The sequence below is a fragment of the Streptomyces sp. NPDC039736 genome (assembly GCF_055596485.1).
In genome coordinates this window covers 163,338-187,862 of record NZ_JBVIUQ010000001.1, presented here as the reverse complement: position 1 = coordinate 187,862, position 24,525 = coordinate 163,338, and the positions used below count along the sequence as shown (strand labels likewise).

The window sequence follows — 24,525 nt, the reverse complement described above, 5'->3', positions numbered from 1 at the left end:
GCCGGGCCGGGATCTGCGGGGCGGGGCCGGCGGGCCGGGATCCGCAGGGGGTACTAGGCCGCCGCGCCGGACACGGGGCGGCTCTCGGGTGCGCGCCGTGTCGTCGACGTGGGCCGGCGGCGGCCCCGCGCCGCGGTGCCGCGCCGCGGCCGCTCGGCCTCCGGGGCGGTGATGACGACCGGCACGCCGGACGGTGCCTGGGCCCCGGTGATCCGGTTCAGTGCCGCGTCGCCCGAGCGGACCTGGGTGGTCTGCGGCCGGATTCCGGCGTCCGCCATGAGGCGGTCCATGCCGCGGCGCTGCCCCGGGGTGACGAGGGTGACGACACGGCCGGACTCTCCCGCGCGGGCGGTGCGGCCGCCGCGGTGCAGGTAGTCCTTGTGGTCGGTGGGCGGGTCGACGTTGACGACGAGGTCGAGGTTGTCGACGTGGATGCCGCGCGCCGCGACGTTGGTCGCCACCAGCACGCTGATGTGCCCCGTCTTGAACTGGGCGAGGGTGCGGGTGCGTTGCGGCTGCGACTTGCCGCCGTGCAGGGCCGCCGCGCGCACCCCGCTGTCGAGCAGGTTCTGGGTGAGCCGGTCGACCGCGTGCTTGGTGTCCAGGAACATGAGCACCCGGCCGTCGCGGGCCGCGATCTCGGTCGTGGCGGCGTGCTTGTCGGCGCCGTGGACGTGCAGCACGTGGTGCTCCATCGTCGTGACGGCCCCGGCCGACGGGTCGACCGAGTGCACGACGGGATCGGTCAGGTAGCGGCGCACCAGCAGGTCGACGTTGCGGTCGAGCGTGGCGGAGAACAGCATCCGCTGCCCCTCCGGACGCACCTGGTCGAGCAGGGCGGTGACCTGCGGCATGAAGCCCATGTCGGCCATCTGGTCGGCCTCGTCCAGTACGCAGACGTCCACCTGGTTCAGCCGGCAGTCGCCCCGGTCGATGAGGTCCTTCAGCCGGCCCGGGGTCGCGACGACGATCTCGGCGCCGCCGCGCAGCGCCCCGGCCTGCTTGCCGATCGACATGCCGCCCACCACCGTGGCGAGGCGCAGCTTCACGGCCCTGGCGTACGGCACGAGCGCGTCGGTGACCTGCTGTGCCAGCTCCCGCGTGGGTACGAGGATCAGCCCCAGCGGTTGGCGGGGCTCGGCCCGCCGTCCGGCGGTGCGGGCGAGCAGGGCGAGCCCGAAGGCGAGGGTCTTGCCGGAACCGGTGCGCCCGCGGCCCAGGACGTCCCGGCCCGCCAGGGAGTTCGGCAGCGTCGCGCCCTGGATCGGGAACGGCACCGCCACCCCCTGCCTGCCGAGCTCGGCCAGCAGTTGCTCGGGCATGTCGAGCGCGGCGAAGCTCTCGACGGCGGGCAGCGCGGGGGTGATCGTCTCCGGGAGCGCGAACTCCCCCTGCACCGCGGCGGGCCGACGCCCGTACCCGCCGGAACGGGCCGGTCCTGCGGAGCGGCGCGGGGCCTGCGCGCCGAAGCGGTTGCCGCCGCTGCGCCCGGTGTCGCCACCGCTGCGCCCGGCCGGGGCGAATCGGTCGTTGGTGCGGGCACGGCTCGTACGTGTGCGGTTCATGCGGAACCTTCCTTGATGCGGCGCATATCAAGGAATTCCCGCAGCAGAGTGCCGCTCGGGGAATTACAAGTATGGACCGTGGGAAAAACGTGAATCCGGCCGGTGTCGTTCCACCCGGCCACGGACACGGAAAAATAGGGGACGCCGGCGGTGCGCAGTCCTGAAACCCGGACGCGGCACGGCGGAGATGCTCCGGATACGCATACAGCTGGGGCCCGCACCCCGAAGGATGCGGGCCCCAGCTGGGAAAAACGCGTCAGCGTCAGGCGGGAACGATGTTCTCGGCCGTCGGGCCCTTCTGGCCCTGCGCGATGTCGAAGGTGACCTTCTGGCCCTCCTGGAGCTCGCGGAAGCCCTGGGCGGCGATGTTCGAGTAGTGGGCGAAGACGTCGGGGCCGCCGCCGTCCTGCTCGATGAAGCCGAAGCCCTTTTCCGCGTTGAACCACTTCACGGTACCAGCAGCCATGTCAATCTCCTTTGGGGCAGTACGACGGAATGCGCACCGTGCGCATTCCGTGTCGCCGCGATGATGCCCCGCCCGGAAATGACCGGAAGTACAGCAAGTCCGCATCCGGCCGGAACCGGCCGGAGGGAACTTGACGTTTTGGGAACCACAACTGCAACTGAGAATGACAGTAGCACGGCATGGCACCCGGTGTCGGGCCGCGCAATTCGCCGCGCGTTTTCCGGTGGAAATTCTCCCCGGACGGTTCGCCAAACTCTCTCGCGGCGGGAACAGAAAATAATTACCGGGCACGTCAGGTGTGGCGGCGCACCCCGCCGCACGCCCGGAACCCGGGCGCCCCGGGCGCGGTCGGGTGCCCGGACCCGACCCCTCCCGAGTTGCGTCAGCACCTCGGCGAGTCGGTGTACGCCCTCCTCGGTCTCCGCCTTCCGGCGCCCGCCGAAGGACATCCGCAAAGCGGCCGGGTCGGGGGCTCCGGCGAAGAACGGCGCGGCCGAGTCCGGAGGAAGGCCCTGCTCAGCGACGGGGTGACCGTAACCGCGCGGTTCCCCCGGCGGTGCGTCGAGGAGCGGGCAGGCCCTCCGGGAGCGGGGCGGCCGTCCGGGCGGGGGTGAGCAGCTCCGTCAGTTTCCGGGCCGACGCGTCCCAGGACCAGGCCTTCTCCACCCACCGCCGTCCGGCGGCGCCCATCGCCGCCCGGTCGGGTGAGCGCAGGATCAGGGCGACGGCCTCGGCGACCTCGCGCACGTCGCGGCCGTCGACCACCGCGCCGCACTCGCCGTCGAGCACGGCGTCGGGTGCGCCGCCGGAGTTCCCGGCGACCACCGGCAGTCGGCTGGCCGCCGCTTCCAGGAAGACGATGCCGAGCCCTTCCGCCTCCAGGCCGGCCCTGCGGGTGCGGCACGGCATCGCGAAGACGTCGGCCGCGGCGTAGTACCGCGCGGTCCCGGCATGGGTGAGTCCGCCTGCGAAGGCCACGGCATCCGGGGCGTGCTTGCGGGCCAGTGCGCGCAGCCGCTTCTCGGCGGGCCCTCTGCCCACGATCAGCAGGGCCGCGTCGGGGACCGCCCGTCGGATCAGCGGCAGGGCCCGGATCAGGGTGTCCTGTCCCTTGCGGGTCACCAGCCGGGAGACGCACACGATGACCTTCTTCCCGCCCAGTCCGTGCCGGTCGAGGACGTCGCGGTCACCGCTGTCGACGGCGTCGGGGCGGAAGACCTCGGTGTCCACGCCCGGCACCAGCCGGCTCAGCTCGGCCCGGGGGCCCAGGGCCGGGGCGATCCGTGCGCGGGTGTAGTCGCCGAGGTACGTCACCACGTCGACGCTTTCGCCGATTCTGCGCAGGACCTGACGGGCTCCGGGCAGCCGGGCCCACCAGATCTCGTGGCCGTGGGTGGTGGCGACGATGCACCGTATTCCGCCGCGCCGCAACGCGGGCGCCATGGCGGCGAGCGGCGCGGCGGCACCGAACCAGACCCGGTCGCAGCCGTGTTCGCGCGCGATGCGGACGGCCCGCCGGGTGACCCGGGCGGTGGGGAGCAGGGTGTGGCGCGGGTCGCGGATCACCGGGAAGGGGAGGGTCGCGTCGTACGCGGCATCGCCCTGTTCGGACGACGTGTAGACGACGACGTCGTTGCCCGGCACCCGGGTCGCCATGGCGTGCACGAAGGTCTCGATCCCGCCCTGCCGGGGCGGGAAGTCATTGGTGATGATCAGTGTGGTGCTCATGGTGATGACGTCGCTGCTTTCGTCGGAAGACGGTCCGGGAGGCCGGGCGGGACGACGTCTCCCGTGGGGTGTCTCAGGGGGCGCTTCTGGGGTTTCTCAGGCGGTGAAGAGATGGTTGCGGCAGTCGTCGACGACGTCCGGCACCCTGCTCCAGCCGTGCAAGTGGTATGCGTGGCAGGCGAGTTGGCGTATGACGTTCGAGGGACTGCTGCCGTACTTCTCCAGGCCCGCTCGGGCGACCAGTTGGTCCGGGGTGCGCACGGTGGTGCGGACCGGCCTCGACGTACGGGACTCGGCGTTGGGTCCGGGGCCCGCCGCGCCTTCGGTGAGGTGGGCGCGCCCGCGCACGGGGGTGCCGTGGCGCCGGGGCGGGCTCGGCGCGCCATGTCCTGTCCGGGAGCTGAGCGAGGTGCGGTGCACCGCCACGGCGGCGCGGCCCAGGGCGCGGGCGGTGTGCCGGAGCCGGCGTGCGGGCCCGGGCAGCGGCTCGACACCGCATCCCTGCTCGTACGGCCCGGCCAGGGCGGACAACGCCCAGGTGTGCAGGCCGTGTTCGGCACCGATGTCCGAACATACGTCGCCGGGTCCGACGAACCCCGCGAGCCCGGCCACCTCGTCCTCCACGAAGTCCAGGCGTGGTGCGGCCCACTGCGGTGCGGCGGCCACGCCGAGGGCGCGCCGGGTCGTCCGCGGGTTGCTCCGCTTCATCGGACCCCCTCGGGGCCCGGCACCGCGGAGGGGCGTCGCGGGGCGGTGGTCGGGTGGGGAACGCGGCGTCGAACGCCCGTCGTACGGGGTTCGGGTCGGGGTCCGGCGGGTGCCGGGGCCGCTGCGGGGCCGCTCCGGTTCCCGTCGGCGAGCCGCACCCAGAGCACCAGGACGAGCGGCAGGGCGAAGTAGCCGAACCTGCCCGCGGGAGCGAGCAGGAGGGCCAGCGAGAGGCCGAGGGCGAGCCGGTCAACGGCGGCCACCAGGGTGATGGGCGGGCGCACCACCAGCGAGACCGCGACCGCGAGTCCCCCGCAGAGCAACAGGCCGACCGCCGTGTACCAGCCCCACGGACCCAGCTCGGCCAGGAGGTGCCCCGGCAACGGGCTGGCGGCCGGGGTGGCCACCGCGCCCCTTCCGGCCGGGAAGGCCAGCACCTGTTCGGCCATCGGGCCCGGTGCCAGGAGCGCGCTCGGCAGTACCAGGGCGAGTGTGGCGACCAGGGCGGCCCCCGCGCAGCGCAAGGCCGGGCGGGCGCCGTGGACGCCCGCCACCAGTGCCGCCGCGACCACGGCGGCGGGCCACGCGGTCCACTTCATGGCGCACGCCGCGGCCAGCACCAGACCCGCCGCCACGGGCCTGTCGCGGGTGGCCAGCGCGAAACCGAGACCGCACAGTCCGATCAGCGGCAGGTCCACCCCGCTCACGCAGAGCGGCAGCGCAACGAGCGGCGAGGCGAGGAGCACCGCCGGGCCGGTGCCGGGTGCCTGGCGCCGGGCGACGGCAGACGCATGGGCGGCAGACACGTGGGCGGCACCGGTGGGACGGCGCAGCACCCGGCTGCCGGCCCACAGGCAGAGCAGCGCGACCGCCGCACACCAGATCCGGGCGTCGCCGAACAGGCGCAGGGCCCAGCCCCCGTCGCCCAGCAGCGCCCGGGGCAGCCCCAGCAACGCCATGGCGGGCAGATAAGGGGTGTAGTCGGTGACCGCCCGGGGGTCTGTCAGGTACGGGCTTGCCTGCTGGACGAGGAGGGCTCCCGACCGCTCGATGACGTCGACCTCGCTCTGTGCCCAGCCCGCCAGGACCAGCAGCAGCAGGGGCACGAGAACCGCCCCGGCCAGGGCTGACATCACCGGGAACAGGCGACCGCGGCGACCGTCCGCGACGGCCGCGACGAGTGCGGCGACCAGGTATCCGGCCGCCGCGCTCGTCCCCCAGACATGGTGGGTATGCAGGGTCGAGAACAGCGGGAACGACACCGCCCAGAGCGCCGCCGCCAGCCACAGCGCGGAGCGCACCCACCGCTGGTCCGCCCGGCGCAGCAGCCGCTGCGCCCGGGGCAGGTCATGCGGTGATCCGGCCGCCGGTCGGGAGGTCGGGGCCGGTCGGGAGGCCGGGGCCGGTCGGGAGGTCGGGGCCGGTCGGGAGGCCGGGGCCGGTCGGGAGAGGGAGGTCGAGGCCGGTCGCGCGGTCCGGGTCGCTTCGGGCCGGGAGGGTCGAGAGGCTGTCGGGGAAAAGGGCTGGGTCGCTGCTCGTCGCATCAGCACACGGTCGATTCCACCCTCCGCAGAGGGGCGCGGTCATGACAGGCAGGTCGAGACTTGCCGGTCGGGTTTCCCCCACCAACGCCTCCCCGCGCGGCCGTCCGACGGCCCGCTGCCGTTCGCCGGCGCCCGGACCGGCCGGTCGTCCGAGGTCCGTGTTGACGTGCAGGTCGGACATGGCGACGAGGACGCACCGGTCCCCGTGGAAGGCGTTGCGGGGCACCCCTTCGGGTCCGTACTCGCCGATCAACCCGGACTCGGCGTGCCGGGCGGGCAGTAGGTCTGAGGGGAGTCTCATGGGTGGGTTTTCCCTACCGACGGGCACGGATCGCGCCACTAGGGTTGGGCGCGGACCGCACCGTTGAGGCACCGGGAAGCAGGCCGTTCCCGGCCCCGAGGAGGAACGAAACATGTCAGCGCAGCCGGACGGGGAAGACAGGGCGCCCGGACGGCACGGACCGCCGGGCACCATCGCGGACATGCCGTCCACGGCCTCGGAGCGGCCCGCTCCCCCGGAGCCGTCCGCGGCTCCCCTTACGCCCGCTGCCCCGACTCCGGTCCCGCCTCCGGAGAAACCGGGCGGGGCCGTGGGGGCGGCCCGGGTGCCGGTGCCCGCCGACGACCGGAGCGGGCCCGCCGTCGCCGTGTGGGAGATGATGCGGCAGCATCCGCTGGGATTCCTCATATCCGTTTGGCCGCTGCGCAGTTGGGCCTACCTGCTGAGCGGCGCCCTGTTCGGGCTGGCCGTCACGGTGAGTCTGGCCGTACTGGTCGCGCTGGGGGTGGTGCTCTCGGTGGTCGGGGTGGGGCTCGTGCTGCTGACCGCGGTGGTACTGATCGGGCTTCCAGTGGCCGCCGTGGAGCGGCGACGGCTGCGCGTGATCGAGCCCGCACCGCTGCCCGACCCGCACGGCCCGCCGACCGGGGCCGGACTCAAGAGCCGGCTGCGGGGCCGGCTGCGGGAGCGGGCCACCTGGCGCGAACTGGGATACACCGCGCTGCTCTCGCTGGTCTTCACCGGTGCCGGCCTGGGCGCGATCGTCCTGCTGATGTTCTCCGGCATCGTGACGGCGACCCCCTTCATCGTGTGGGCCAACGGGAACGAAACGGTCATGATCATCCCGGGGCGGGCGATCGCCGATCCGCTGTCGGCGCTGCCGTTCAGCCTGCTGGGCGTCCTCGGGCTCGCTCTCTCCGCGTACCTGGCGGGGCTGCTGGCCGGCGCCCAGGTGAAGACCGCGTGGTTCCTGCTGGCACCGCGCGACGACCAGGCCACCGACCGGGTCATCGAGCTCACCCGCTCCCGGGTGCGGCTCGCCGACGCCTTCGAGGCCGAGCGGCGCCGTATCGAACGCGATCTGCACGACGGCGCCCAGCAGCAACTGGTCGCGCTCACCATGACCTTGGGCCTCGCCGAGATGGAACTCAACAACGGCACCCCCGGCGCGGCCGAATTGGTGACCCGGGGGCGGGGAGAGGCCCGCCGCGCGCTCGACCAACTGCGCGACCTGGTGCGCGGCATCCACCCCCAGGTCCTGACCGACCACGGGCTGGCCGCCGCGGTCGCGGAGGTCGCCCTGCGCAATCCGGTCCCGGTCACCGTCGACATCGACCTGCCCGGCCGGCTGCCGGGGCCGGTGGAGACGATGGCGTACTTCACCGTCACCGAGGCCCTCACCAACGTGAACAAGCACAGTGGCGCCACCGAGGTCTCCATCGTGGGAAGGTTCCGGAACGACCGCCTTATTCTGGTGATCACCGACAACGGCCGTGGCGGGGCCGATCCTTCCGGCGGAACCGGTCTGTCCGGGCTCGCGGACCGCATGGCCGTCCTCAAGGGCCGACTGATGGTGTCCAGCCCCGCCGGCGGCCCGACCCGACTCAGAGTGGAGGTCCCGTGCTCCGCGTAGTCCTTGCCGAGGACGCCGTACTGCTCCGTGCAGGACTCGTCGAACTGCTCTCCCGCGGCGGCCACGAAGTGGCCGCCGCGGTCGGTGACGCGCAGGAACTGGCCCGTGCGGTGGCCGAGGAGCGCCCGGACATCGTGATCACCGATGTCCGGATGCCGCCCGGCTTCCGGGACGAGGGCCTCAAGGCGGCTCTCGAACTCCGGGCCACCGAGCCGCAGTTGCCCGTCCTGGTCCTCTCCCAGTACGTCGCCACCGCCTACGCCACCCAACTGCTGAGCGGTGGCGGTCCGGGCACGGCGGGACTCGGCTATCTGCTCAAGGACCGGGTCGGGGAGGTCTCGGAGTTCCTGAACACCCTGAGCCGCGTGGCCGGAGGGCAGACCGTGATCGACCCCGAGGTGGTGCGGGTGCTGCTGGTCCAGCAGACCGCGGACAAGCCGCTGCGCCGGCTCACCCCCCGGGAGCGGGAGGTGCTGGGACTGATGGCGGAGGGCCTCAACAACCAGTCCATCGCCGGCCGCCTCTCCGTCACCGAGGCCTCGGTGGTCAAGCACTCCAGCAACATCTTCATGAAACTGGACCTCGACCCGACGGAGGGCAACCGCCGGGTGCTCGCCGTGCTCGCGCACCTGCGGGGGGAGTCCGCCTGATCCGCGCCCGGTGTCGGTGGGTCCGGGATCGGACGACTAGGCACTGTCCGGCGGATCATGGGCAGTGCTCTCCAGGAACCGACTTTCGGTCGTGGCATGATCGCGCCATGGAGCACTTCATACGTCCCAACGGTTCACCGCCTGTCAACGGATACAGCCACGCGGTCGCGTTCACCGGAGCGATGGTCGCCGTCTCGGGTCAGGTTCCTGTGGACGGCGACGGGAATCTGGTTGGTAAAGAGGACGCAGAGGCGCAGGTCCGGCAGGTCTACGCGAATCTGACCACTGCCTTGAAGGCAGCGGGCTCCGGCCTGGAACACATAGTCAAACTGACGGTCTATCTCACCGATCTGAACGATCTGGGCGCGTTCCGCAAAGTACGCGACGAGTATCAGGACGCAGAGAACCCGCCCGCGTGCTCCTTGGTGAGGGTTGCTGGGCTTGTTCACCCAGACTTCCGGGTCGAGGTGGACGCGTTGGCCGCGGCACCGAGCGCGGAGTATTGATGAGGCGCTGCCCAGCAGATCATGGTCGGAGCCACAAGCGGATCGCCGCTGCGGTGACCGTGCCATAGAAGACGTAGGCCCGCTTGTCGTAACGGGTGGCGACCGCCCGAGAGTTCTTGAGCCGGTTGATGGTCCGCTCGACCTCGTTGCGGCGCCGGTAATGCTCCTGATCGAACCCGGCGGGCCTGCCGCCCGCACTGCCTCTGCGCCGGCGGTTGGCTTGTTGGTCCCTCGGCTCCGGGATCGTGTGCTTGATCTGGCGTCGTCGCAGGTAGCGCCGGTTGCGGCGAGAACTGTAGGCCTTGTCACCACTGACGTGACCGGGCCGGGTCCGGGGCCGCCCGCCCAGCGGGCGGGGCACGCGGATCCGGTCCAGGACCTTGACCATCTGCGGTGCGTCGCCCCACTGGCCCGGCGTAACCAGAAAGGCCAGAGGGCGACAGCCGCCCTCACCGGCAAGGTGGATTTTGCAGGTCAGTCCACCTCGGGACCGTCCGAGTCCTTCATCGGGTCGGTGGCGCCAGGGCGTAATTCCTTTTTTCGGGACCCGCGGCCTGGCCTTGCGGGCGCCTGCCGCGTGCTGGTGGGCACGGCAGGACGTCGAGTCGACCCCGACCATCGACCAGTCGACGCGGCCGGCGAGATCGGCGTCAGCCTGGACCGCCTGCAGGATCCGGTCCCAGGTCCCGTCCGCCGACCAGCGGCGATGCCGCTCATAGACGGTCTTCCAGGACCCGTAGCGTTCTGGCAGATCACGCCACGGCACCCCGGTCCGGACCCGGAACAGGATCCCGTTCACCACCATGCGGTGATCACTCCACCGGCCACCGCGACGACCCCGCGGCGGGAGATGCGGCTCCAGAAGCGGCCACTCGTGATTCGTGAGATCCCCCCGACCCATACCCGAACCAACGAGCGACCCATCGGAAAATCACATGATTCGCCGGATAGTGCCTAGTCGCGGAGGTATTACCTGACGGGCCATCACCGAGCGCCGCACTTCGGCGGCCGTGCCTACGGTGGTGGCGTGAGCAGTGGTCGCCGCAGGGTCTCGGACTATCACGCACCCGGCGCCAGCACCGCGTGTGGAGCGTCAGGAATTCACGGCCGACGTCAGGTCAAGTCGTAGACCGTGTTGGGCACCCCGCGCCGGGTCAACTGCTCCATGATGAGCGGCTCGGCCCGTTCCCATCAGTCACCGGCAAGACCGCAACCGATTCGCGGCATGCGCACCGAGGCCTGAAGGTGCAGCGCACGGTCGGCGACCGCAGCAAGTCGGCGGCGCGACGGGTGTCCGCCCAACAGAGCGAAGTCGATCCGAGGATCTGTCCGAGTGGACGCTGACCCAGATAGCTGATGCGGCTCGCGTGTTCGCCAGTCGGAGCGAACGGGAGTAGGCGCGGCTTCCGGGTCATCATGAGGTGTCGAGCCCTTGATCGCCGCAATGGAAGACCTCACCTGCCAGATCAACATCGTGGACCCCGACCGGCCTGAACCAGCTCGCCGCCGTGTCACCACCCGCTCCCGGCAAGCATCCGGGCCTGCTTCGGCACTTGGCCGCAGCCCCCACCTCCGCCGGTCTGCCAGCTCTCGCCATCCCTCAGCCTTCGTCTGACATGGACCGTGTGTGCCGTTGCGCTTCATGCCCGTCAGGAGGGTTGCACCGGGGCACGATTCGGCGGGAACGCCTCGTTCGTGACGGCGACCTGCTCCACGCCAGTGGTAAATCTCCCCGCACACGCGGGGCATTGGCGTGAACCGTTCACCCGTCAATTATGGATTGCGAAATCCAGAACCTGATAGTGTCCCCACATGGCCAGACCACGCGCCTTTGACGAGAAGACGGTCCTTGAGGCGGCGGCGGCTCAGTTCCGCGTCCACGGCTACGCCGACACGTCGACCGAGCAGCTGTGTGAGGCTGCCGGCCTTCGCCGCAGCAGCCTGTACAACGCCTTCACGTCCAAGGACGAGCTGTTCGTACAGGCCCTGGAGCACTACGCGGACACCATGTACGGCCATCAGGCGGCGATCCTGACGGACACTTCCCTCACCGGCGCCGAACGGATCAAGAAGCTGATCGGTGCCATCGTCGATGAGGAGCGAGTGGCTCGCAGCGAAGGGCATGCCGCTGGTTGCATGGGCGTGCACGCTCTGATGAATCCCGACTTGAGGGCGCGCGACGAACGTATCGCGCGCATCCTCGATCGAGACCTGCGGAAGCGCCTCGACCTGCTGGAAGACGCCATCCGGGCCGGCCGTATCGACGGGAGCGTCCCCGAGGGGACTGACGCCGCCGAGGGCGCGCTCCTCGTCAACACCCTCATTGCGGGCCTCCGTGTGACGGCGCAGAGCGGAGTCACTCCTGAGACGCTGCACCGGATCGCGCTCGACGGGATTCGTTCACTGCTGGCCTGAGTGAACATGCGGGGTGCTTGCGTGGTTTCGCTTGCCCAAATTTTGTATTCCAAAGTACAGAAAGAGCTTCTCCCATGAACAGACGACCTATCTACTGGCTCATGCTGACCCTGCTCCTCGTCGCGATGAGCGAGCTGCAGACGATGGGCATGCTGCCCGACATGGCCCGCAGCCTCGGTGCTTCGACCGCCGCCATCGGCGCCTTCATCTCGATCTACTCCTTCGGCATGGCTCTCGGCGGCCCGCTCATCGCCTGGGCCCTGCGCAAGGTCCCGCCGAAAACCGCGCTCCTGGGCGTCGGCACCGCCTACGTGGTACTGGAAGCCGCCGTGCCGCTGATCCACAACTACTGGTGGGTCGCAGCCCTCCGACTGCTGACCGGAACCCTCGGCGGTGCCGTGTTCGGTCTCACCCTCACCATGGCCGCAAGGCTCGCCCCCACCCCCGACCGCATCGCGTCCTCGATCTCCATCGTGCTCAACGGACTCATGCTCGGCGCCGTCCTGGGCCTGCCCATCAGCCACGCCATCGCGACCGCGTGGAATTGGCAGACCAGCTTCGTCATCCTCGGTGCCGCGGGTCTGCTCATCGTCCTGCTCGACGTTCGCACCCTCCCCGTCCTGCCTGCGGCCTCCGCGCAGACGACCGCCGACGAACTCCAGCAACTTCGCTCGCCCCGCCTGTGGAGCCGCTTCCTCGTCAGCCTGCTCACCATCGGCGCGACCTACGGCGCCTTCTCCTACTTCACTCCTCTGCTGGAACAGGACGCGGGCTTCTCCTCCAACGCGACCACCGCGATCCTCTTCGGTTACGGCCTGTGCACCGTCATCGGCAACAACCTGGTGGGCCGCCACGCGGACCGCCACGCGGTCACCCTGCTGCGCATCGGCCACCTCGTCCTGGCCGCTTCGCTGGTGCTTCTCGCGGTCTTCGCCCATCTGCCGTGGGCCGCTCTGCCCGGTGTGCTCCTGGTGGGCCTCGTCGGCGTCACGATGAACCCCGCACTCGTCGTCCGGGTCGTGGAAGTGTCCGGAGCCGGAAACCTGGTCAACACCGTGCACACATCCGTCATCACCCTGGGTGTCGTAGCCGGCAGCGCCATCGGCGGAGCTGCCATCAGCGGGACGGGCGACAGCAGCTCAGCTCCCGCCATGTGGACCGGCGCCGTCCTCGCCGTCCTCGCAACCGGTGCCCTGGGCGCGCAGACCCTCGGAGCCAAGCGACGCCACACGATCCTGCAGCCCGCGCAGAACTGACGCGGCATTCCGCCTCGCCGGCGCCGCCCCCTGCCGCAGAAGCACGCGGCACGTGCGGGAAGGACTGCCCCACCACGTCAGCAGTACGACGGGGAGGGGCCGCCGTCCCTCCCCGTCCTCCGTCCCTGGCAACGGCCGACCAGCGCGCCTGCGCCCTATGCCTTCAACCCCGGCGCCCCCCTTCTCAGCTGAGAGAGGGGCAACGCCGGGGTCGGGGAAGCATCCTGACGCTCAGTCGGGACGAGTGCCACATCAGCGTCAAGATGCTTCTCCGAGCGTCGTTCGAGCATCACAAATATGCCCGTGGCGTGCACATCATGCACTGGAAAAACCGCAGGTCATGCACCCTTCGCCGCAGGCTCCAGAATCGCCACGCACTCCACGTGATGCGTCATCGGAAACAGATCGAACACCCGCAGCGTCCGCACCTTGTAACCGCCCTCGGCGAAGTACGCCAGGTCGCGGGCCAGGGCGGCCGGGTCGCAGGCGACGTAGGCGATCCTCCTCGCCCCCAGCGTCGAGAGGTGCTTCACCGTCTGCTTGCCGGCGCCCGCGCGGGGCGGGTCCAGGACGATCAGGTCGGTTTCGGTGATGCCCGTGCGCGGGAGGACCGATTCGACCTTGCCCTGTTCGATGCGGACGTTCGGCATCGAGGCGAGGTTGTGGCGGGCGTCCTCCACCGCGCGCTTGCCCGATTCGATGCCCAGGACCGCGCCCTGGTCGCCGACGCGTTCGGCGACCGAGCCCGCGAAGAGGCCCACGCCGCAGTAGAGGTCGAGGGCGGTCTCGCCCTTGCGGGGCATCAGGCCCTGCATGACCGCGCGCATCAGGGTGTCGGCGGCCTGCGGGTGGATCTGCCAGAAGCCGCCCATGCCGACGCGGTAGGTGCGGCCGTCGGCGCGCTCGCGGACGAAGGCGCGGCCGTGGACCTTGTGGACGCTGCCGTCCTTCTCGTGGACGCGGAGCACCGAGACCGGCTTGTCGAGTTCGACGAGGGGGAGGCGGCCGCCGGGGGCGGGGGTGAGGATCACCTGGCGGTCGTTCGAGCCGGTGGCGGCGACGGCCTCGACGGAGGCCATGCCGGGCCACTGCCGCTTCTCGATGCCGAGTTCGGAGACCCCGGCGGAAGCGATCATGCAGTGGTCCACCGGCTGGATGTCATGGGAGCGGTGCTTGCGCAGGCCGACCGTTCCCTCGGCGTCGATCGCGTACTGGACGCGGGTGCGCCACTGCGGGACCTCGCCGGCCGGCAGCTTGTCGCCCTCGGCGGGCATGACCGTGCCGTCCCAGCCCGCGTCCTCGGGGGTGAGGCCCGCGAGGCGCAGGAGCTGCTCGGCGACGACGTCGCCCTTCAGGCGGCGCTGGGCGCCCGGCTTGGCGTGCTGCCAGTCGCAGCCGCCGCACTTGCCGGGGCCGGAGAAGGGGCAGGGGGCCTCGATGCGGTCCTTGGACGGGTCGAGGACCGTCACGGCGTCGGCGCGCAGGAAGCGGGCGCCCTCCTCGCCGTCGGTGACGCGGGCGATCACCTTCTCGCCGGGGAGGGTGTGGCGTACGAAGAGGACCTGGCCCTCCGCGGTACGGGCGATGCAGTGGCCGCCGTGCGCGACGGGGCCGATCTCGACCTCGTACTCCGTACCGACGAGGGAGGCGCGGGGAGTCTGCGTCGGGGCATCGGCGCCCTTTGATGCCTTGGATTCGGACTGCATGGCGGGGTGGCTCCAGAGGATCAAAGGGGTGGGACGCGGGCCGGTTACGGAAAGCGGCCGGACAACAGCCCACCAGTCTACGTGGGTGTCGTCCGGCCGCACGACCAAGGCGGACCTCAGTACGGGGAGCGGGTTCAGCTCTTGCTGGATTCCCTGGGGCGCCGGTCCACCGGCCCGCGGCGCACCGCGCCCGGCGCGTTCCAGTTCGCCCGCTTCTTGGCGCGCCGCTTGGCCGCCTCGGAGGATTCGAGCTGGTAGGGGACGGAGGTCACCATGACGCCGGGGGTGAAGAGCAGGCGGCCCTTCAGGCGCAGGGCGGACTGGTTGTGGAGCAGGTGCTCGTACCAGTGGCCGACGACGTACTCCGGGATGTAGACGGAGACCACGTCGCGCGGGCTCTCCCGGCGCAGGCCCTTCACGTACTCGATGATCGGACGCGTGATCTCGCGGTACGGGGAGTCGAGGATCTTGAGCGGGACGTTGATGTTGCGGCGTTCCCACTCCTCGCGCAGGGCCTTCGTCTCCGCCGGGTCCACGCTGATGGACAGGGCTTCCAGGCGGTCGCTGCGCATGAGCTTGGCGTAGGCGAGGGCGCGCAGGGTCGGCTTGTGGACCTTGGAGACCAGGACGATGGAGTGGACGCGGGAGGGGCGCAGGCTGTCGTCGGAGGGGCCGTCGGCGGCGGCGATCTCCTCGGCGACCCGGTCGTAGTGCTTGCGGATCGCGGTCATCGTTCCGTAGAAGATCACCATGCCGAGCAGGGCGACCCAGGCGCCGTGGGTGAACTTGGTGGCGAGGACGACGACCAGGACAAGGCCCGTGAAGGACGCGCCGAAGGCGTTGATCGCGCGGGAGCGGATCATGCGGCGGCGCTCGGCGGGCTTGCGCTCCGTCTTCAGGTGGCGGTTCCAGTGCCGGACCATGCCGATCTGGCTCAGCGTGAAGGAGACGAAGACGCCGACGATGTAGAGCTGGATCAGCTTGGTGGAGTCCGCGCCGTAGATCACGACCAGGAGGATCGCCGCGCCCGCGAGGAGCACGATGCCGTTGGAGAACGCGAGGCGGTCGCCGCGGGTGTGGAGCTGGCGGGGCAGCCAGCGGTCCTGGGCGAGGATCGAGCCGAGGAGCGGGAAGCCGTTGTACGCCGTGTTGGCGGCCAGGAAGAGGACCAGCGCGGTGGCGGCGGCCAGCAGGACGAAGAAGAAGGTGCCCTGCCCGAAGACCGCGGCGGCGACCTGGGAGATCACCGGGTTCTGGACATAGGAGTCGCCGACCGGAACGCCGTCGCGCACCAGGTCCACGGCCGGGTTCTCGGCCATGCGGACGCCGGATTCCATGGCGAGCGCGATGATGCCACAGAACATGACGACGGCCAGGCCGCCCATCAGGGCGAGCGTGGTGGCGGCGTTCTTCGACTTGGGCTTGCGAAAGGCGGGGACGCCGTTGGAGATCGCCTCGACGCCGGTGAGGGCGGCGCAGCCGGAGGAGAAGGCGCGCAGGAGGAGGAAGACCAGGGCGAAGCCGGCCAGGCCCGGGTGTTCGGGCTTGATCTGGAGGTCGGCGGTGGGGGCGTTCAGGTCGTCGCCGGTGACGGCGCGGTAGGCGCCCCAGGCCAGCATGATGAAGACGCCGACCACGAAGACGTACGTCGGGATCGCGAAGAGCTTCCCGGACTCCTTCATTCCGCGCAGGTTGAGCACGGTCAGCAGGACGATGACCGCGACCGCGCAGAGCACCTTGTGCTCGACGACGAACGGGACGGCCGAGCCGAGGTTCTCGATGCCCGAGGAGATCGACACCGCGACGGTCAGCACGTAGTCGACCAGCAGCGCGCTGGCGACGGTCAGGCCGGCCTTGGGGCCGAGGTTGGTGTTGGCGACCTCGTAGTCGCCGCCGCCGCTCGGGTACGCGTGCACGTTCTGCCGGTAGGAGGCGACGACCGTGAACATCAGGACGACGACCGCGAGTGCGATCCACGGGCTGAAGTGGTACGCCGAGACACCCGCGATGGAGAGCACGAGCAGGACTTCCCCGGGCGCGTAGGCCACGGAGGAGAGGGGGTCTGAGGCGAAGACGGGAAGTGCGATGCGCTTGGGGAGGAGCGTTTCTCCCAGCTTGTCGCTGCGCAGGGCCCGGCCGATCAGGATCCGTTTGGGCACGTCGGTCAGTTTGGACACGTCGAGGATCGTAAGGGGTCGAACGGACGTGGCCCACCCGCCATCGCCGGGCCCCCCGGAATCTCCCAAAGCTCCTTTACCGGACCTTGAACATCGGCGACCCGGCTCTGACCGGGGGTCCCCGCGGCACACCGCGCGTGTGTAGCTTTGGCGGCTGTCTGCGACTCTTGTGAGCCGGACGAAAAACACACGAAACAATTGATGGACTCTTAACGGGCGGAAGGACGGACGTGCACGTCGTCATCATGGGCTGCGGGCGAGTGGGAGCCGCTCTCGCGCAGACTCTGGAGCAGCAGGGGCACACGGTCGCCGTGATCGACCAGGACCCCACGGCCTTCCGCCGTCTGGGTTCCGGGTTCGGCGGCCGCCGGGTCACCGGGGTCGGTTTCGACCAGGACACCCTCCGCGAGGCGGGCATCGAGGACGCCGGCGCGTTCGCGGCCGTCAGCAGCGGCGACAACTCGAACATCATCGCGGCGCGGGTCGCCCGCGAGATGTTCGCCATCGAGAACGTCGCGGCCCGCATCTACGACCCGCGCCGGGCCGAGGTCTACCAGCGGCTGGGCATCCCGACGGTCGCCACGGTCCGGTGGACCGCCGACCAGATGCTGCGCAGGCTGCTGCCCTCGGGCGCGGAGCCGCTGTGGCGGGACCCGAGCGGCGGTGTGCAGCTCGCCGAGGTGCACACCTCCCCCGCCTGGATCGGGCACAAGATCAGCAAGTTGCAGGAGGAGACCGGCGTGCGCGTCGCGTTCCTCACCCGGCTGGGCGAAGCGGTGCTGCCCACTTCCCAGACGGTGTTGCAGGAGGGCGACCTCGTGCACGTGATGATGCGCACGGACGAGATCGAGAAGGTCGAGGCGGCCTGCTCGCTCGGCCCCGAGGAAGGTCACTGATGAGGGTCGCGATTGCCGGGGCCGGCGCGGTGGGGCGTTCCATCGCGGGCGAGCTGCTGGAGAACGGGCACGAGGTGCTGCTCGTCGACAAGGCGCCCACCGCCATCTCGGTGGAGCGGGTGCCGATGGCGGAGTGGCTGCTGGCCGACGCCTGTGAGATCACCTCACTGGACGAGGCGGCGCTCCAGCGCTGCAACGTCGTCATCGCGGCGACCGGCGACGACAAGGTCAACCTGGTCGTCTCCCTGCTCGCCAAGACCGAGTACGGGGTGCCGCGGGTGGTGGCCCGGGTGAACAACCCGAAGAACGAGTGGCTGTTCAACGAGTCCTGGGGCGTGGACGTGGCCGTGTCCACGCCCCGTCTGATGTCGGCCCTGGTCGAGGAGGCGGTGAGCGTCGGCGATCTCGTACGGCTGATGCGCTTCAGCCACGGCGACGCCAACCTGGTCGAGCTGACGCTGCCGCCGGAGTCGGCGCTGGCGGGCACCCAGATCTCCGAGGTGGAGTGGCCGGTGGACACCTCGCTGGTGACGATCATCCGCGGCACGCGGGTGCTCACGCCGACGCCGGAGGAGACCCTGGAGCCGGGTGACGAGCTGCTCTTCGTGGCGGCCCAGGCACGCGAGGAGCAGTTGGAGGACCTGCTCTCGGTGCGCCGGGAGGGCGCGCCGAAGGGCTGAGGGCCGGTCGTACCCCGCGCTCTTCGCGTCCAGGGCGCGACCGAGGGGCCGGGGGCCGGTCCCGTACGTCGCGTTCTCGGCGTACGCCGAAGGGGGCGCCCCGCACCCACCGGTGCGCGGCGCCCCCTTCGGGGTGTCCCGGGGCCTCAGGCCTCGCGGCGCTGGGCCGTGGCGGCCGCCTTCCGGGCCTCCTCGGCCTTCTCCTCGGCCTCCATCTCCGCGAACACGTCGATGGGCGCCGGGGCCTTCGCCAGGAAGATCCAGGTCAGCCAGACCGCCAGCAGGAACGGCGGGATCTTCAGCGCGATGGCCACCCAGCCGAACTTGGTGGTGTCGGCCCACCAGTACAGCGGGAAGAGGATCGCGCACTTGGTGAGCAGGATGACGCCCCAGGCGTAACTGGCCTTGGTGTACGCCTTCTTGCGACCGGGGTTGCGGGTGCGCCAGGAGAGGTTCTCCTTGAAGACCGGGCCCAGCATCAGGCCGATCAGGGGGAAGCCCGCCGCGGCCGAGATCAGGTACGCCAGCGAGAGGCCCAGCGTGTAGAGCATGCCGGGCAGCATGAAGTCCTTGGCGTTGCCCGTGATCAGCGCGAAGGCGATGCCGAAGGCGACTCCGAAGACGCCGCTGAAGGCGTGCTTCACGGTGTCCTTGCGGACCAGCCGGACGACGACCAGCAGCAGCGAGACCGCGGCGGCCGCGATCGCCGAGACCTGGAGGTTCTTGTTGATCGTGAAGATGGTCACGAACAACAGGCCGGGCAGGACCGTCTCCACCATGCCGCGCACGCCGCCGAAGGCGTCGAAGAGGGCCGCCTCGGTGACGGCCCGGTCCGCGGGCTCCTGCCGGGGCGCGTCCTCGGGGACCACGTACGGCTGTGCGGCGGGGTCGGGATGGCGGGGTGCGGTCGGCTTGTCGAAGGACGTCACCGGCTACTCCTGTCCGAGCGGTCGGAGTTCGTATTTGGGGTTGAAGAGCACGCGGCGGCCATGGCTCATGGAGATCCGGCCGGAGGCGATGAGCTTGCGGCCGGGCTCTATGCCCGCGATGGAGCGGCGGCCCAGCCAGACCACGTCCAGGGGCGCGGTGCCGTCGAACAGCTCCGCCTCCAGGGCGGGCACACCGGCGCGCGGACGCAGGGTGACCGTGCGCAGCGTACCGGTCACCTTGACGACCTGCCGGTCGTCGCAGGCCGATATGGGGGTGCAGCCGACGGCGTGGGTGTCCTCCTGGAGCTCCGTGCAGTGCAGGTCCTCCTGGGAGCTGGACAGCCGGTCGAGCATCCTGCGGAACCGCCCGGTCTGCTTCTCGGGACGAGGTACGGCACTCATACCGGAAGCGTACCGGGGTCGGGGCCCGCGGGGTCACCCGCCGTAGTCACGATCTTCCCCGGGCCGCCGGTCCCGGTCGCGCCGGGCACGAGGTCCCGTGGCTACCGCTCGAAGCGGTACCCCATCCCCGGTTCGGTGATGAAGTGCCGCGGATGCGCCGGGTCCGCCTCCAGCTTGCGGCGGAGCTGGGCCATGTAGACCCGCAGGTAGTTGGTCTCGGTGCCGTACGAGGGACCCCAGACCTCCTGGAGGAGCTGCTTCTGGCTGACCAGCCGGCCGGTGTTGCGCACCAGTACTTCCAGGAGGTGCCACTCGGTGGGCGTGAGGCGTACGTCGCGGCCCTCCCGGTGCACCTTCTTCGCGGCGAGGTCGACGGTGAAGCCCTCCGTCTCGATGATGACGTCGCCCTCCTCGGCGGCGCCGACGGGTTCCGCCCTGCGGACGGCGGCGCGCAGGCGGGCCAGCAGCTCGTCCATGCCGAAGGGCTTGGTGACGTAGTCGTCGGCGCCCGCGTCGAGGGCCTCGACCTTCTCGTCGGAGGTGTGCCGGGCGGAGAGCACCAGGATCGGCACCCGGGTCCAGCCGCGCAGCCCCTTGATGACGTCGACGCCGTCCATGTCGGGCAGGCCGAGGTCGAGCACCACCACGTCGGGGTGGCGGGCGGCGGCGAGCTGGAGGGCGGCGGCCCCGTCGGCGGCCGCGTCGACCTCGTACTTGCGCGCCTTCAGGTTGATCACGAGCGCGCGGACGATCTGCGGCTCGTCGTCGACCACGAGCACCCGGGTCATGGGTTCTTCCTCACTGCTGTCGGGTCATTCGGGGAGTGGTGCGGGGTTGCGGTCATGACAGGACCTGCGCCGGGAAGTCCGGGCGGACCGGGGCCTGGCCGGGCGCGACCTTGAGGGTGAGCACCATGGTCATGCCGCCGCCGGGGGTGTCCTCGGCGGTGAGGGTGCCGCCCATGGCCTCGACGAAGCCCCGGGCGACCGCGAGGCCGAGGCCGACTCCGGCGCCGCGGGGGGCGTCCCCGTACCGCTGGAAGGGTTCGAAGATGCGGCCCTTGCTGTCGTCGGGGACGCCGGGGCCGCGGTCGGTGACGCGGACCTCGACGCGGTCGCCGAGCGCGCTGGCGGCGACGGCGACGGGGACGCCCGGCGGGCTGTACTTGACGGCGTTCTCGACGATGTTCGCGGCGGCCCGCTCCAGGAGGCCCCGGTCGACGGCGACCATCGGGAGGGTTTCGGGGATGTCGAGCTGGACGCTGTCGTCGGGGACGCCGACCAGCGCCATGGGGATGACCTCGTCCAGGTCGGTGACGCGGATGAGCGGGGTGACGGTGCCGGTCTGGAGGCGGGACATGTCCAGGAGGTTGCCGACGAGGTGGTCGAGCCGGTCGGCGCCCTCCTCGATGCCGGCGAGGAGTTCCGCCTCGTCGTCGTCGGACCAGGACACGTCGTCGCTGCGCAGGGAGGTGACGGCGGCCTTGATGGAGGCGAGGGGGGTACGCAGGTCGTGGCTGACGGCGGCGAGGAGGGCGGTGCGTATCCGGTTGCCCTCGGCCAGCCGGCGGGCCTCCTCGGCCTCGCCGACCAGGCGCTGGCGGTCCAGTACGACGGCGGCCTGGGCGGCGAACGCGGCGAGAACGCGGCGGTCCTCGGCGGGCAGCGGGCGCCCCGACAGGGCGAGCGCCATGTGGTCGCCGACCGGCATGTCCACGTCGGCGTCCTCGGGGCGTTCGGCCGGATTCGGGCCCAGGCTGCCCGCGCAGGTCCACGGCTCGACGTCGCCGGCCCGCTCCAGCAGGGCCACGGACTCCATCGCGAAGGTCTCCCGGACCCGCTCCAGGAGGGCGTCGAGGGTGGTCTCGCCGCGCAGGACGCTGCCCGCGAGGAAGGACAGGATCTCCGACTCGGCGCGCAGCCGGGCGGCCTGGTGGGTGCGGCGCGCCGCCAGGTCGACGACGGAGGCCACGGAGACGCCGACCGCGAAGAAGATGATGATGGCGACGATGTTCTTGGGGTCGTCGATGGTGAGGGTGCGGGTGGGCGGGGTGAAGAAGTAGTTCAGGAGCAGGGAGCCGGCGGCGGCCGCGGCGAGGGCGGGCAGCAGGCCGCCGAGGAGGGCGGCGACGACGGTGAGGAAGAGGTAGAGCAGGACGTCGTTGGCGAGGCCGGGGGCGTTGCTGATGCTGTTGAGCAGGAAGGTCATCAGGACCGGGCCGATCACGCCGACCAGCCAGCCTGCGAGGATGCGGGTGCCGCCGAGCCGGGCGCCGCGGGCGACGGGCAGGCCGCGGCCCTTGGCGGCCTCCTCGTGGGTGACGATGTGGACGTCGAGGTCGGGGCCGGACTCGCGGGCGACGGTCTGGCCGACGCCGGGGCCCAGGATGTACTGCCAGGTCTTGCGGCGGGAGGAGCCGAGCACGATCTGGGTGGCGTTGACGCCCCGGGCGAACTCCAGCAGGGAGCTGGGTATGTCGTCGCCTATGACGTGGTGGAAGCTGCCGCCCAGGTCCTCGACGAGGGTGCGCTGGACGGCCAGCTCCTTGGGGGAGGCGGCGGTGAGGCCGTCGCTGCGGGCGACGTAGACGGCGAGGATCTCGCTGCCGGAGCCCTTGGCGGCCATCCGGGACGCCCGGCGTATGAGGGTGCGGCCCTCGGGGCCGCCGGTGAGGCCGACGACGATGCGTTCGCGGGCCTGCCAGGTGGAGCGGATGTTGTGCTCGCCCCGGTACTGCTGGAGGTACTCGTCGACCCGGTCGGCGACCCACAGGAGGGCCAGCTCGCGCAGGGCGGTGAGGTTGCCGGGGCGGAAGTAGTTGGAGAGGGAGGCGTCGATCTTGTCGGACTGGTAGATGTTGCCGTGCGCCATGCGGCGGCGCAGGGCCTGCGGCGACATGTCGACCAGTTCGATCTGGTCGGCCCGGCGGACCACCTCGTCGGGGACGGTCTCGCGCTGGCGCACGCCGGTTATCGACTCCACGACGTCGCCCAGCGACTCCAGATGCTGGATGTTGACGGTCGATATGACGTCGATGCCGGCCTGCAGGAGGACTTCGACGTCCTGCCAGCGCTTGGCGTGGCGGGAGCCGGGGACGTTGGTGTGCGGCAGTTCGTCGACGAGGGCGACGGCGGGGTCGCGTGCCAGGACGGCGTCGACGTCCATCTCGGTGAAGCGGGCGCCGCGGTACTCGATCGTGCGGCGGGGCACCTCTTCGAGGCCGTGCAGCATGACCTCGGTGCGGGGGCGGCCGTGGTGCTCGACGAAGGCGACGACGCAGTCGGTGCCGCGCTCCACGCGTCGGTGGGCCTCGGAGAGCATGGCGTAGGTCTTGCCGACGCCCGGTGCCGCACCGAGGTAGATCCGGAGTGTCCCGCGTCCCATGGCCTCATTGTCTTCCGAAAGCAGCGGTGCGCGCTGGGGCGAGCGGCTCGGTGAACCCCGTCGCGGCTGCGTGCGCTGCTGTCGACCTTAAGGCCAGCGAAGGGGGCGTTTCGGACAGGGTGCAGGCGGGAGGGGTGCTTTGACGGGATTCTGATGCGGGGGCGCTGGGGGGCGGGGTGGGAGGGTGCGGGGGCGCGGGCGGGGGCTGGGAGCCGACCCGGCCGACCCGGCCGACCCGGGAGGCGGGACGACGACTACGGGAGCGGGCCCGCCGAAGGCCGGATCAGGGGCCCGGCGGCCAGCAGGGGAAAACCCGGTGCACACCGAGGGGCGGGACCGGCGGACGCGTAAGTCCGGGACCGGCGGCCATCCGGGGGGGAAGCGGGACCGGTGGCCGTCAAGCCCCGGGGCCGGCTGCCATCGAGGAACCGGTGGCCGTCAAGACCCAGGACCGGCTGCCGCCGAGGGGGCGGGGCCCGGAACGCCGAAGCCTGGGACCGGCGACCGCCGAAGAGGCGGGACCGGCGGCTGCCAGGGCCCGGGACCGGCGGCCACCGGAAGGAGCATGACCGGCCGCCACCGGGGGGCGGCACCGGGGACGTCAAAGCCCGGGCCGGTGGTTGCCCGGACACGGGGGCCGGTGGTGCGCTCGGGGTCCACCGTGAGCGCGGGCCCGCGACACGGCGAAGCAGCCGCGGGGACCGTCCCTGAGAGCGCCCGTGACGTGGCGGAAGTGCCTCGGGGCCCGCCGTGAAGAGGGCCCGCGACGCGGCACAGCCCGTTCCGTTCAGTTCCGTTCAGTCGGTCTCGATCATGCGGCCGTCACGCAGCTCCAGCACCCGGTCCGCGAAGCCGAGCAGCTGGGCGTCGTGGGTGGCCACCAGCGCCGTCACCCTCTCGCTGCGGACCACCGCCCGCAGGAGCTCCATGACCGCGAGGCCGGTCTCCGCGTCGAGCTGGCCGGTGGGCTCGTCGGCGATCAGCAGGGCGGGCCGGTTGGCGAGCGCGCGGGCGATGGCGACGCGCTGCTGCTGGCCGCCGGAGAGCTCGGTGGGGCGCTGCGCGGCGTGGTCGGCGAGCCCGACCAGGGAGAGCAGCAGCGCCACCCGCTCCTCGCGCTCCTTGGGGTCGGTCTTGCGCAGCCGCAGCGGCACCCCGACGTTCTCGGCGGCGCTGAGGATGGGGATCAGGCCGAAGGACTGGAAGACGAAGCCGACGCGGTCGCGGCGCATCTCCAGGAGGCCGTTCTCGCCGAGGGAGCCGATGTCGGTGCCGTCGACGACGATGCTGCCGCCGTCCGCCTTGTCGAGGCCGCCGACGAGGTTGAGCAGGGTGGTCTTGCCGGAGCCCGACCGGCCCTTGAGCGCGACCAGTTCACCGCGCGGGACGTCGAAGGAGACGCCGCGCAGGGCGTGCACGGCGGCGGCTCCGGAGCCGAAGGACCGGTGCAGGTCCCGCACGCGGACCATGGGGTCCTCCGCCAGTGCCGTGCCCGCCCCCGTACCGGTCGTGGTCTGTGTGCTGTCGGTCATCGTCCGCGTCCCCCGCTCGTACCTACCGCTGACACTCGTACTGCTGTCCGTGCGCCCATTGTCGCCCA

The 24,525-nt window shown here is 71.3% G+C and carries 20 protein-coding genes and 1 pseudogene; 7 read left to right on the top strand and 14 right to left on the bottom strand.

Annotation, left to right across the window (positions count from 1 at the left end; translation table 11 throughout):
• Positions 1-53: 53 nt before the first annotated feature.
• From ACZ56L_RS00800 to ACZ56L_RS00780, 5 genes are all read right to left on the bottom strand, one after another.
• On the bottom strand, positions 54-1,565 hold the full coding sequence (locus tag ACZ56L_RS00800) for a DEAD/DEAH box helicase (protein ID WP_468683440.1): 1,512 nt from the start codon (positions 1,563-1,565) through the stop codon (positions 54-56).
• Between the two features lie 262 nt (positions 1,566-1,827).
• A complete protein-coding gene (locus ACZ56L_RS00795) occupies positions 1,828-2,031 on the bottom strand; it encodes a cold-shock protein (RefSeq protein WP_020133169.1) in 204 nt (67 codons plus the stop codon).
• 516 nt (positions 2,032-2,547) lie between these two features.
• Positions 2,548-3,759, bottom strand: a complete 1,212-nt coding sequence (locus tag ACZ56L_RS00790) for a glycosyltransferase family 4 protein (RefSeq protein ID WP_471060077.1) — start codon at positions 3,757-3,759, stop codon at positions 2,548-2,550.
• A 96-nt stretch (positions 3,760-3,855) separates the two neighbouring features.
• On the bottom strand, positions 3,856-4,467 hold the full coding sequence (locus ACZ56L_RS00785) for an FkbM family methyltransferase (RefSeq protein WP_471060075.1): 612 nt from the start codon (positions 4,465-4,467) through the stop codon (positions 3,856-3,858).
• Positions 4,464-5,768: a hypothetical protein gene (locus ACZ56L_RS00780; protein WP_471060072.1), complete on the bottom strand. Its 1,305-nt coding sequence runs from the start codon at positions 5,766-5,768 to the stop codon at positions 4,464-4,466. Before ACZ56L_RS00780 ends, ACZ56L_RS00785 begins: the two co-directional genes overlap by 4 nt.
• Before the next feature lie 899 nt (positions 5,769-6,667).
• Between ACZ56L_RS00780 and ACZ56L_RS00775 the strand changes: the two genes are divergently transcribed.
• From ACZ56L_RS00775 to ACZ56L_RS00765, 3 genes are all read left to right on the top strand, one after another.
• The gene (locus tag ACZ56L_RS00775) at positions 6,668-7,924 is read left to right on the top strand and encodes a sensor histidine kinase (RefSeq protein WP_471061614.1); all 1,257 of its coding nucleotides are present in this window, start codon (positions 6,668-6,670) and stop codon (positions 7,922-7,924) included.
• Positions 7,912-8,574, top strand: coding sequence for a response regulator (locus tag ACZ56L_RS00770; RefSeq protein WP_471060069.1), 663 nt, complete (start codon positions 7,912-7,914; stop codon positions 8,572-8,574). Before ACZ56L_RS00775 ends, ACZ56L_RS00770 begins: the two co-directional genes overlap by 13 nt.
• A gap of 107 nt (positions 8,575-8,681) precedes the next feature.
• On the top strand, positions 8,682-9,080 hold the full coding sequence (locus ACZ56L_RS00765; RefSeq protein ID WP_471060066.1) for a RidA family protein: 399 nt from the start codon (positions 8,682-8,684) through the stop codon (positions 9,078-9,080).
• 19 nt (positions 9,081-9,099) lie between these two features.
• On the opposite strand, the gene ACZ56L_RS00760 is transcribed toward ACZ56L_RS00765, so the two are convergent.
• Together ACZ56L_RS00760 and ACZ56L_RS00755 are read right to left on the bottom strand one after the other, a co-directional pair.
• Positions 9,100-9,981, bottom strand: a complete 882-nt coding sequence (locus tag ACZ56L_RS00760) for an IS5 family transposase (RefSeq protein WP_471060063.1) — start codon at positions 9,979-9,981, stop codon at positions 9,100-9,102.
• 212 nt (positions 9,982-10,193) lie between these two features.
• A pseudogene (locus ACZ56L_RS00755) lies at positions 10,194-10,355 on the bottom strand (Appr-1-p processing protein); the annotation flags it as partial.
• 537 nt (positions 10,356-10,892) lie between these two features.
• Between ACZ56L_RS00755 and ACZ56L_RS00750 the strand changes: the two are divergent.
• Both ACZ56L_RS00750 and ACZ56L_RS00745 read left to right on the top strand, forming a co-directional pair.
• Entirely contained in the window at positions 10,893-11,495 is a 603-nt protein-coding gene (locus tag ACZ56L_RS00750) for a TetR/AcrR family transcriptional regulator (protein WP_471060060.1), read from the top strand.
• Between the two features lie 74 nt (positions 11,496-11,569).
• A complete protein-coding gene (locus ACZ56L_RS00745) occupies positions 11,570-12,751 on the top strand; it encodes an MFS transporter (protein WP_471060058.1) in 1,182 nt (393 codons plus the stop codon).
• Between the two features lie 338 nt (positions 12,752-13,089).
• On the opposite strand, the gene ACZ56L_RS00740 is transcribed toward ACZ56L_RS00745, so the two are convergent.
• Both ACZ56L_RS00740 and ACZ56L_RS00735 read right to left on the bottom strand, forming a co-directional pair.
• Positions 13,090-14,457: a class I SAM-dependent RNA methyltransferase gene (locus ACZ56L_RS00740; RefSeq protein WP_471060055.1), complete on the bottom strand. Its 1,368-nt coding sequence runs from the start codon at positions 14,455-14,457 to the stop codon at positions 13,090-13,092.
• 134 nt (positions 14,458-14,591) lie between these two features.
• A complete protein-coding gene (locus ACZ56L_RS00735) occupies positions 14,592-16,634 on the bottom strand; it encodes an APC family permease (RefSeq protein WP_345217500.1) in 2,043 nt (680 codons plus the stop codon).
• Positions 16,635-16,864: 230 nt separating this feature from the next.
• Between ACZ56L_RS00735 and ACZ56L_RS00730 the strand changes: the two genes are divergently transcribed.
• Positions 16,865-17,530, top strand: a complete 666-nt coding sequence (locus tag ACZ56L_RS00730; RefSeq protein WP_401758170.1) for a potassium channel family protein — start codon at positions 16,865-16,867, stop codon at positions 17,528-17,530.
• Complete coding sequence (locus ACZ56L_RS00725; protein WP_345217497.1) at positions 17,530-18,210, top strand: potassium channel family protein; 681 nt, start codon at positions 17,530-17,532, stop codon at positions 18,208-18,210. Before ACZ56L_RS00730 ends, ACZ56L_RS00725 begins: the two co-directional genes overlap by 1 nt.
• Before the next feature lie 146 nt (positions 18,211-18,356).
• Here ACZ56L_RS00725 and ACZ56L_RS00720 read toward each other — a convergent pair whose 3' ends face one another.
• The 5 genes from ACZ56L_RS00720 to ACZ56L_RS00700 all read right to left on the bottom strand — a co-directional run bounded on the left by ACZ56L_RS00720 (position 18,357) and on the right by ACZ56L_RS00700 (position 24,457).
• On the bottom strand, positions 18,357-19,079 hold the full coding sequence (locus ACZ56L_RS00720; RefSeq protein ID WP_471061611.1) for a DUF3159 domain-containing protein: 723 nt from the start codon (positions 19,077-19,079) through the stop codon (positions 18,357-18,359).
• Positions 19,080-19,142: 63 nt separating this feature from the next.
• Complete coding sequence (locus tag ACZ56L_RS00715) at positions 19,143-19,541, bottom strand: OB-fold nucleic acid binding domain-containing protein (RefSeq protein WP_345217495.1); 399 nt, start codon at positions 19,539-19,541, stop codon at positions 19,143-19,145.
• A gap of 101 nt (positions 19,542-19,642) precedes the next feature.
• Entirely contained in the window at positions 19,643-20,329 is a 687-nt protein-coding gene (locus tag ACZ56L_RS00710) for a response regulator (RefSeq protein ID WP_345217493.1), read from the bottom strand.
• A 52-nt stretch (positions 20,330-20,381) separates the two neighbouring features.
• Complete coding sequence (locus ACZ56L_RS00705) at positions 20,382-22,925, bottom strand: DUF4118 domain-containing protein (RefSeq protein ID WP_401758165.1); 2,544 nt, start codon at positions 22,923-22,925, stop codon at positions 20,382-20,384.
• A 797-nt stretch (positions 22,926-23,722) separates the two neighbouring features.
• A complete protein-coding gene (locus tag ACZ56L_RS00700; protein WP_345217490.1) occupies positions 23,723-24,457 on the bottom strand; it encodes an ABC transporter ATP-binding protein in 735 nt (244 codons plus the stop codon).
• Between the last annotated feature and the right edge of the window lie 68 nt (positions 24,458-24,525).

What these genes read in the sequence shown, in the direction of transcription:
- ACZ56L_RS00745 (WP_471060058.1), top strand. Translation starts at nt 11,570, where the DNA reads ATGAACAGACGACCTATCTACTGGCTCATGCTGACCCTGCTCCTCGTC.
- ACZ56L_RS00715 (WP_345217495.1), bottom strand. Translation starts at nt 19,541, where the DNA reads ATGAGTGCCGTACCTCGTCCCGAGAAGCAGACCGGGCGGTTCCGCAGG.
- ACZ56L_RS00710 (WP_345217493.1), bottom strand. Translation starts at nt 20,329, where the DNA reads ATGACCCGGGTGCTCGTGGTCGACGACGAGCCGCAGATCGTCCGCGCG.
- ACZ56L_RS00700 (WP_345217490.1), bottom strand. Translation starts at nt 24,457, where the DNA reads ATGACCGACAGCACACAGACCACGACCGGTACGGGGGCGGGCACGGCA.
- ACZ56L_RS00800 (WP_468683440.1), bottom strand. Translation starts at nt 1,565, where the DNA reads ATGAACCGCACACGTACGAGCCGTGCCCGCACCAACGACCGATTCGCC.
- ACZ56L_RS00750 (WP_471060060.1), top strand. Translation starts at nt 10,893, where the DNA reads ATGGCCAGACCACGCGCCTTTGACGAGAAGACGGTCCTTGAGGCGGCG.
- ACZ56L_RS00785 (WP_471060075.1), bottom strand. Translation starts at nt 4,467, where the DNA reads ATGAAGCGGAGCAACCCGCGGACGACCCGGCGCGCCCTCGGCGTGGCC.
- ACZ56L_RS00765 (WP_471060066.1), top strand. Translation starts at nt 8,682, where the DNA reads ATGGAGCACTTCATACGTCCCAACGGTTCACCGCCTGTCAACGGATAC.
- ACZ56L_RS00775 (WP_471061614.1), top strand. Translation starts at nt 6,668, where the DNA reads ATGATGCGGCAGCATCCGCTGGGATTCCTCATATCCGTTTGGCCGCTG.
- ACZ56L_RS00790 (WP_471060077.1), bottom strand. Translation starts at nt 3,759, where the DNA reads ATGAGCACCACACTGATCATCACCAATGACTTCCCGCCCCGGCAGGGC.
- ACZ56L_RS00705 (WP_401758165.1), bottom strand. Translation starts at nt 22,925, where the DNA reads ATGGGACGCGGGACACTCCGGATCTACCTCGGTGCGGCACCGGGCGTC.
- ACZ56L_RS00740 (WP_471060055.1), bottom strand. Translation starts at nt 14,457, where the DNA reads ATGCAGTCCGAATCCAAGGCATCAAAGGGCGCCGATGCCCCGACGCAG.
- ACZ56L_RS00725 (WP_345217497.1), top strand. Translation starts at nt 17,530, where the DNA reads ATGAGGGTCGCGATTGCCGGGGCCGGCGCGGTGGGGCGTTCCATCGCG.
- ACZ56L_RS00760 (WP_471060063.1), bottom strand. Translation starts at nt 9,981, where the DNA reads ATGGGTCGGGGGGATCTCACGAATCACGAGTGGCCGCTTCTGGAGCCG.
- ACZ56L_RS00795 (WP_020133169.1), bottom strand. Translation starts at nt 2,031, where the DNA reads ATGGCTGCTGGTACCGTGAAGTGGTTCAACGCGGAAAAGGGCTTCGGC.